General features: G+C 69.0%; 6 protein-coding genes. 3 read left to right on the forward strand and 3 right to left on the reverse strand.

All coding sequences use genetic code 11. The features are described 5' to 3' along the window. The first annotated feature begins 41 nt into the window (after nt 1-41). Nucleotides 42-2,576, forward strand: a complete 2,535-nt coding sequence (locus tag IPG05_15260) for a carbohydrate binding family 9 domain-containing protein (GenBank protein ID MBK6496434.1) — start codon at nt 42-44, stop codon at nt 2,574-2,576. 115 nt (nt 2,577-2,691) lie between these two features. Here IPG05_15260 and IPG05_15265 read toward each other — a convergent pair whose 3' ends face one another. After that, nucleotides 2,692-3,327, reverse strand: coding sequence for a PEP-CTERM sorting domain-containing protein (locus tag IPG05_15265; protein MBK6496435.1), 636 nt, complete (start codon nt 3,325-3,327; stop codon nt 2,692-2,694). 405 nt (nt 3,328-3,732) lie between these two features. On the opposite strand from IPG05_15265, the gene IPG05_15270 reads away from it, so the two are divergent. Further along, a complete protein-coding gene (locus tag IPG05_15270; protein MBK6496436.1) occupies nt 3,733-4,080 on the forward strand; it encodes an alkylphosphonate utilization protein in 348 nt (115 codons plus the stop codon). Between the two features lie 149 nt (nt 4,081-4,229). Here the strand turns inward: IPG05_15270 and IPG05_15275 are convergent, their stop codons facing one another. Further along, entirely contained in the window at nt 4,230-6,065 is a 1,836-nt protein-coding gene (locus tag IPG05_15275) for a CocE/NonD family hydrolase (protein MBK6496437.1), read from the reverse strand. A 40-nt stretch (nt 6,066-6,105) separates the two neighbouring features. Between IPG05_15275 and IPG05_15280 the strand changes: the two genes are divergently transcribed. Continuing rightward, a complete protein-coding gene (locus IPG05_15280) occupies nt 6,106-6,588 on the forward strand; it encodes a hypothetical protein (protein MBK6496438.1) in 483 nt (160 codons plus the stop codon). Nucleotides 6,589-7,139: 551 nt separating this feature from the next. Here the strand turns inward: IPG05_15280 and IPG05_15285 are convergent. After that, nucleotides 7,140-7,520 carry a VOC family protein gene (locus tag IPG05_15285; protein MBK6496439.1) on the reverse strand — a complete coding sequence of 127 codons (381 nt, stop codon included), beginning with the start codon at nt 7,518-7,520 and terminating at the stop codon, nt 7,140-7,142. Nucleotides 7,521-7,661: the final 141 nt, after the last annotated feature.

The following is a 7,661-nucleotide window of genomic DNA, read 5'->3' on the forward strand; positions in this document are numbered from 1 at the left end:
GGGCGTCTCACCCGAGACGTCCCCCAACCAGGACCCCCCTGATGCTGTCTCGCCCTTCGATTCTCCCCTGTCTCCTGCTCCTCACCATGCTGGGCGCGGCTTCCGTCGCGGCCCAGGGCATCGCGCCCGCCTCGATCACGGCGCATCGCGTCACCGCGCCGCCGGTGCTCGACGGCGTCGATGACGATCCGTCGTGGCGCGGCGTGCCGAGCACCGATGAGTTCCGCGAGGTCCGTCCGCGCGAGGATGGTGCACCGCTGCAACGTACCGCGTTCCGGGTCGGCTACGACGCGCAGTACCTCTATGTCTTCGTCCGGCTCTATGACGTGCGCCCCGACAGCATCGTCGGCCGGTTGTCGCGGCGCGACGATCAGTCGGTCTCCGACCACGTCACCGTGATGATCGACTCCTACCACGACAAGCGAACCGGCTTCGAGTTCCAGGTGAATCCGGTGGGCGTCAAGGCGGACTACGCCATCTACAACGACGGCGAGGAAGATTCCGCGTGGGACGCCGTCTGGGACGTCGCCACCAAGGTCGACTCGCTCGGCTGGACGGCGGAGTATCGGATTCCGTTCTCGCAGCTGCGCTTCGCCCCGAAGGACGAGGTCACCTTCGGCTTCATGGTGTTCCGCAACCTGCAGCGCTTCACAGCGCAGGTGAGCTGGCCGATCTACCGCCAGTCGAAGACCGGCTTCGTCTCGCAGTTCGGTGAGCTGCGCGGGCTGGTCGGACTCGCGTCGCCGCGTCGCGCCGAGGTGGTGCCGTATGTCGTGGCGCAGAGCGAGCCGGCGCCGGGGACGTTCGATCGCAGCCAGAAGCTCTCGGCCGGTGGCGACCTCCGCCTCGCGCTCGCCTCGAACATCCTGCTCAATGCCACGGTGAATCCCGACTTCGGCCAGGTCGAGGCCGACCCGGGACAGCTGAACCTCTCGGCGTTCGAGGTCTTCTTCCAGGAACGTCGTCCGTTCTTCGTCGCCGGGTCGGGGCTCTTCGATTTCCGGGTCAACTGCTTCGTGGTGGTCGACTGTCAGACCGGAGAAGGCCTCTTCTATTCACGGCGCATCGGCCGCTCACCCGATCTGGCGGGACGCAATGGCGATGCGACCACGCCGACCTCCACGCGAATCCTCGGCGCGGCGAAGGTGACGGGGCGCCTCCCCGGTGGGCTCAACGTCGGCTTCCTGGACGCGGTCACCGAGCGGGTCGCCGGCGTCAACGGCCTCACCGCCGAGCCGGGGGCCAACTACGCGGTGGCGCGCGCCAACCAGGACTTCAGCGGCGGCAAGGGGAGCATCGGCGGGATGGTGACCTCGGTGGTCCGTTCGCTCGATGCGAGCAGCGAGGCATTCCAGCACTCGAGCGCCGTGAGCGGCGGCCTCGACGCGCGGCAGCGGATCGGGCAGTACGAGGTGTCGGGTTCGCTGATGGGGAGCCGTGTCGCGGGAAGCGCCGAGGCGATCGCGCGGACGCAGTCGCGGCCGGCGCACTACTACCAGCGGCCGGATGACGATCTCGCGCTCGATCCGACGGCGACGTCGCTGAGCGGCACCGCGTTCGAGTTTCGGATCGGCAAGGTCGGTGGGCAGACGTCGCGCTTCGAGACCGGCTATGCGCGCCGCTCGGCCGGCTTCGAGATCAACGACATCGGCTTCCTGAACCGCGCCAACGAGCAGACGTTCACCAACTGGTACGCGCTCCGCTTCAACAAGCCGACCTCCGTCTACCAGCGGCTCAACTGGAACTTCAATTGGTGGCAGTACTGGACGCTCGACGGCCTGCCGACGGACCGTGCCTTCAACTCCAACGTGCACGTGCAGTTCAACAATCGCTGGTGGCTGCACACCGGCGGCACGATCGGGATCGGCCAGACCTACTGCGATCGCGACTGCACGCGTGGCGGCCCGGCATTGAAGGAAGAGCCGGCGTTCCGGCCGTGGCTGGGGATCGAGGGCGATGGCCGTCGGCCGCTGGTGCCCTCGCTCTGGATGAACTACAGTCGCGTCGACGGCGGGCGCAGCACCAACCTGAGCCTCAATCCGCAGGTGACGATCCGTCCATCGAGCAGCTTCTCGAGCTCACTGAGCCTGAACATCGGGCGCAACAAGCGCGACGCGCAGTGGTTCGGCAACGTCACGGACAACGCCGGCGCAACGCACTACACCTTCGCCGCGCTTGACCAGCACACCCTCGGCGTCACCTGGCGGCTCAACTACACGCTGTCGCCGACGGCGTCATTCCAGTGGTATGCCAACCCCTTCATCACCAAGGGGACGTACTCGCGGGTCCGCGAGCTCGCCGATGCGCGCGCCAAGGCGTACGACGATCGCTACCAGCCCTATGCCGATGCCCCCGCGAATCCGGGTGGCTTCAACGTCCAGCAGTTCCGCTCGAACGCCGTCTTCCGCTGGGAGTACATGCCGGGGTCGACGCTCTTCCTGGTCTGGAACCAGGGTCGCGAGGGCTTCGACGATCGTGAGGGCGACCGCACCTTCCGCGGCGACGTGGAGGATCTCTTCAGTCGGCGAGCGGAGGATCGGTTCTTGGTGAAGGTGTCGTATTGGCTGAATAGGTAAGGGCGCAGCGACGGCGCCCGAACGGCAGGGGGTGAGGGGAACGTGTCATCCTCCGGGGGGGGCAGCGCGAACTGCGAATCGGCGACCCCGGAGGGCGAGGGCCTGGATGACACGCTCACCCGCGCTTCCGTGACCGCCGCGCGCCGGCCATCCCGACCAGCCCGGTCGCGAGCAACGTGAGGGTCGCCGGCTCCGGCACGACGTCGCCGTTACCGCCCGGCGTCGAGAAGCGGACATCCAGCGTCGCCTGACCCGCGCTGCCATAGAAGTTGGTGGTGCGGCAGGGATCATCGTTCGGGTCGTTGCAGACCGCGTTCGGATCGAAGAGCGGGTTGGCCACGCTGATGGTGGTCCCGTCCGGCACCCGCGAGTAGCTCCCGGGCGTCGAGAAGGTCCCCGGCGCGAACCAGAAGAACGCGGCGCCACCGCCGGTCGGGCTGTTGGTGGTGACGTCGAAGTTCAGGAAGCGGGCGCCGATGTAGCCGAACCCGGTGCCGAAGCCGTTCGGATCGATCTCGGGCTGGTCGCACAGGTAGTAGTTGGTCCCCACGGTGCCGGGCGTGATCGAGCAGCTGGACGGGGTCCAGAAACCGCCCGAGGTGATCGGGGCCGCCGTGGTGAGGGTGAAGGCGAGCGTCTGGGGTGTGCCGGTGAAATCCCAGGTCCCGCTGAATTGGTAGGTCCACTGCGCCGATGCCGGCGCGGCTCCCAGGGCGACCAGGAGCGCCCCCACGATGAATCGACTGCGCATGCTGCCTCCAGTATGACGGATTTCCCCAGGGACCCGGTCGGGTCAGGGGGTATCCGGTCATGCGCAGGGGGGGCGGAATTGGCGGGGGGGGGGGGGGGGGGGGGGGGGGGGGGGGGGGGGGGGGGGGGGGGGGGGGGGGGGGGGGGGGGGGGGGGGGGGGGGGGGGGGGGGGGGGGGGGGGGGGGGGGGGGGGGGGGGGGGGGGGGGGGGGGGGGGGGGGGGGGGGGGGGGGGGGGGGGGGGGGGGGGGGGGGGGGGGGGGGGGGGGGGGGGGGGGGGGGGGGGGGGGGGGGGGGGGGGGGGGGGGGGGGGGGGGGGGGGGGGGGGGGGGGGGGGGGGGGGGGGGGGGTCATGGGGGGGATCGATGATCGATCATCGATCATCGATCATCGCTTACCTTTCCGGCATGCCCAACACCCAGCCGCTGCCGCCCTGCCCGTCCTGCTCCTCGCCCTACACCTACGAGCAGGGGCCGATGCTGATCTGCCCTGAATGCGCCTACGAGTGGACCGCGGTGGTCGAGGCCGCCGAGAGCGGCCCGAAGGTGATCCGCGACGCGAACGGCACGCCGCTCACCGATGGCGACACGGTCGCGGTGATCAAGGATCTCAAGATCAAGGGATCATCCCTGGTGGTGAAGGTCGGCACCAAGGTGAAGAACATCCGCCTCGTCGACGGCGACCACGACATCGATTGCAAGATCGATGGCGTGGGGTCGATGGGACTCAAGTCGGAGTTTGTGCGGAAGGTGTAGGGGTGGCGCACAGGGTGTCATCCTGAGCGAAGCCCGCGTAGCGGGCGTAGTCGAAGGACCTCTTTCCGGTGCGCACGGAGAGAGGTCCTTCGACTACGCGCCGGCGTTGCCGTCGCTTCGCTCAGGATGACAATTCACCGTTCACCCCGTCAGCGCAGCACACCCACCTCCACATGCGATGGCCATTTCGCCGAGCGCTGCACGCGGTGCGTCTGCGCGCGGTAGTCGCTCGCCTTGGCGAGGAAGATGTTCGGCACGAAGGTCTGCGGATTCCGGTCGTAGAGCGGGAACCAGCTGCTCTGCACCTGCACCATGATCCGGTGGCCGGCGCGGAAGGTGTACGCCTGCTGGTGCAGGTCGACCGTGAACGGCACCACTGTGTTCGCCGGGATCGGCTCTGCCTTCGCGAACGACTTGCGATAGCGGCCGCGCATGATCTCGCTCGCCACCATCAGCTGGTAGCCTCGCATCGCCGGACGCGCCACGCCGCTGTCCGGATACACATCAATCAACTTCACGACCCAGTCGGCGTCAGACCCGGTCGTTGACGCAAAGAGCTTCGCGATCACGTCGCCGGCGATGGTGATGTCGGCGGCGAGCGGCGCCGTCTGCCAGGTGAGCACGTCGGGGCGGCCATCGACGAAGCGCTGGTCACGCGTGAGCCACTCGTTCCATTCCACGTACGAGGGGATCGGCCGCGGCCGGTACGGAATCGGGTTCGCCGGATCGGAGACGTACGTGTCCTGCCCCACCGCCGCCCTCGGCGCCGTGAACGAGAGCGCGCCATTCGCCCCGAAGTAGAGCTTGGTCCGCTCGGCGTTCTTGGGCGGCCACGCCCCAAACTCGCGCCAGGTATTGGTGCCTGCATCGAACATCGTCGCCTCGGCGATCGGCGTCGTCGCCCGGTCCTTGAGGTACTGCCCAAAGAAGCGCGCCTGCAACGCGCGGAAGTCGTCGCCGGTGTTGCGGCCGAAGCGGATCGCGCCGAGCGAGTCGGCGGTCTCGTCGAACCACTGGCCGTGGAACCAGGGGCCGATCACCAGCTTGTTGATCCCGGCGGTGTCGGTGCGCTCGAGCGCCGGATACGACGCCTGCGGCCCGAAGCCATCCTCCTGGTCCCACCAGCCGCCCACCGTGAGCGTCGGGATGTTGGTGTGCGTGAGGTAGCGCTGCACGGCGCGCTGCTGCCACACCGAGTCGTAGCTCGGATGCGCCACGAAGCGTTGCCACGTCGGCCACTTGGTCGCACCGGTGGCCTGCGCCAACGCCGCCAGCGTCGGAAAGGAGCGATACCAGTCGTAGGTGTCCCAGCGGGTGATGTTCAGCGGGCCGGTGCCGGCCTGCTTTGACTCGCGGCCGTGCACCCATTCAATGCCGTACGACTGCCGGAAGGCGCCCTGATGGAAGAAGTCGTCGCCCATCCAGGTGTCGACCATCGAGGCCTGCGGCGACATCGCCTTCAGGGCGGGGTGCGGCTCGACCTGCGCAGCGTTGACGAGGAAGCCGGGGTAGGAAATGCCGAGCATGCCGACGCGGCCGTTGGTGGGGTTGTTCTTGAGGATCCAGTCGATGGTGTCCCAGGTGTCGGTCGCCTCGTCGACGCTGCCGGCCTTCGACTTGTCGCGCGGCGGGCGGTTCATGATGAAGACGCCCTCCGACTGGTGCTGTCCGCGGATGTCCTGGAAGACGAAGAGATAGCCGTCGGCGATCAGCTCCCTGAAGCCGACCGCGATGCCGCTCGTGCCGCCCCAGCCGTTGGTGCCGTACGGGGTCCGCGACATCAGCACGGGCAGCGGCCCGCTCATCGCGCGCGGCGTGAGGATCACCGTGAAGAGCTTCACCCCGTCGCGCATCGGGATCATCACCTCGCGCCGGCTGAAGAGCTTGTCGAGAGCCGCGTCGGGTTGCTGGGCGGAGAGGGTCGGCGCGGCGAGGGTGGCGCCGAGCAGCAGCGCACACGCGAGGCGGGCGAACAGACGGTTCATCATCGGGGCTCCGACGGGGATGGGGATCGCCCGAAGAGGGATGCACGGCGACAAGCGACAGCCGGGCCGGCGCGAGGCGCCACCTGCCGACGGGCTGCAGTCGCCCCTGACGGACAGGCCTGGCGCGGCTGGCTGCTGCTCGGGGCCGCTGGGCGCCCATCATCGATCCAGTCCCGCGCGCCTTCCCCAGCTGCAGCGCAATCCCCGGATAGCCCGGCACCGTGATCGGCGCGGTGAGCACGCCGCGCTTGAGGCGCTCGTCCGCGCCGTTGCTGATTCGGCGCACGAAGAGGTCGAGCTCCTCGCGATTCTTCCGCCGATCGGACTCCTTGGTGCGATCGAGGTGGACGAGCTCGTGCACGACATAGATGGCGCGCGTCGCGTTGATCGACTTGGCGAACGCCATCGTCGCGGCGGCGCCCATCAGCAGGTCGTGGCGCAGTTCGTCGAGATGCGGGAGTCCGTGCTTCCACGCAGGGAAGAGCTGCGCGGCGAGCCGCTGCACGCGCTCGACCAGCGGTGATGGCTCATCGCGGCCGATCTGCCGCGCGGCGTCGACGAGGACGCTGCCGAGGCGATCGCCGAAGCGTTCATCGGCAATCGCGTCCACGACAATCGCGACGGGCCCTTCCTGCGCATGCGCGGTGATGGCGAGATCGGCGTGCCAGGTGGTGTCGGCGACGGAGATGGCGGCGTGGGAGTGCACTGTGCCGAGCGTCAGGCCGGCGAGGCGATCGCTATCGAGCAGTGCGGCAAACTCATCGGGCTCGGCAGGCCGCGGGCCGGGGGTCAGCCACGCCTCGGCGAGTGCCCTGCTGCTGGCGCGCTTCCACAACGGCTTGGCGGGAGCCCCCCGGGGGGGGGGGGGGGGGGGGGGGGGGGGGGGGGGGGGGGGGGGGGGGGGGGGGGGGGTGGAGGCCTGACGACCGCCGGGGAAGGGGGCGGGGGCGCAGCCGTCGCGCAGTCGAAGGACCTATCACCGTCGCAGAGGTCCTTCGACTACGCCCGCTACGCGGGCTCCGCTCAGGATGACAAACTCTGGAGGCTGCTTCGCTCAGGATGACACCATCGGCGCTACCCCACCCGTGTCGCGATCCACCACGTCGTGCCACCCGGATCGCTCACGCCGCCGCGACGATCGGGATCGCCCTTCTGCTCCGGCTCCTGCACCGCCGTGCCACCGGCGCCGAGCGCGCGCACGAAGGCGGTGTCGACATCGGGGAGATAGATGTGCACGTGCGCTGGCACCGGCGGCCATCCCGGCGCCGAGTCGCCGAGCATGACGACGGTGTCGTCGATGCGCACCTCGGCGTGACGGACGCGGCCGTCGGGCGCCTCCATGGTCTGGATCAACTCGCCATCGAAGGCGGCCAGGAGGAAGGCGATGGTCGCCTTGGCGTCGGAGACGATCAGGTACGGGGCGACGGAGGTGTAGCCGGAGGGCTTGTAGAGCATGGGGGGGTCCGGATGAAGGGGTGGTGAACGATAATCGATGATCGATGATCGACGATGGATGATGGATGATGGATGATGGATGATGGATGATGGATGATGGATTGCCCGCCCCTGAGCATTGTCATCCTGAGCGAAGCAGCC

It is taken from the genome of Gemmatimonadota bacterium, from assembly GCA_016704275.1.
In the GTDB taxonomy this organism is placed as follows: Bacteria; Gemmatimonadota; Gemmatimonadetes; order Gemmatimonadales; family GWC2-71-9; genus Palsa-1233.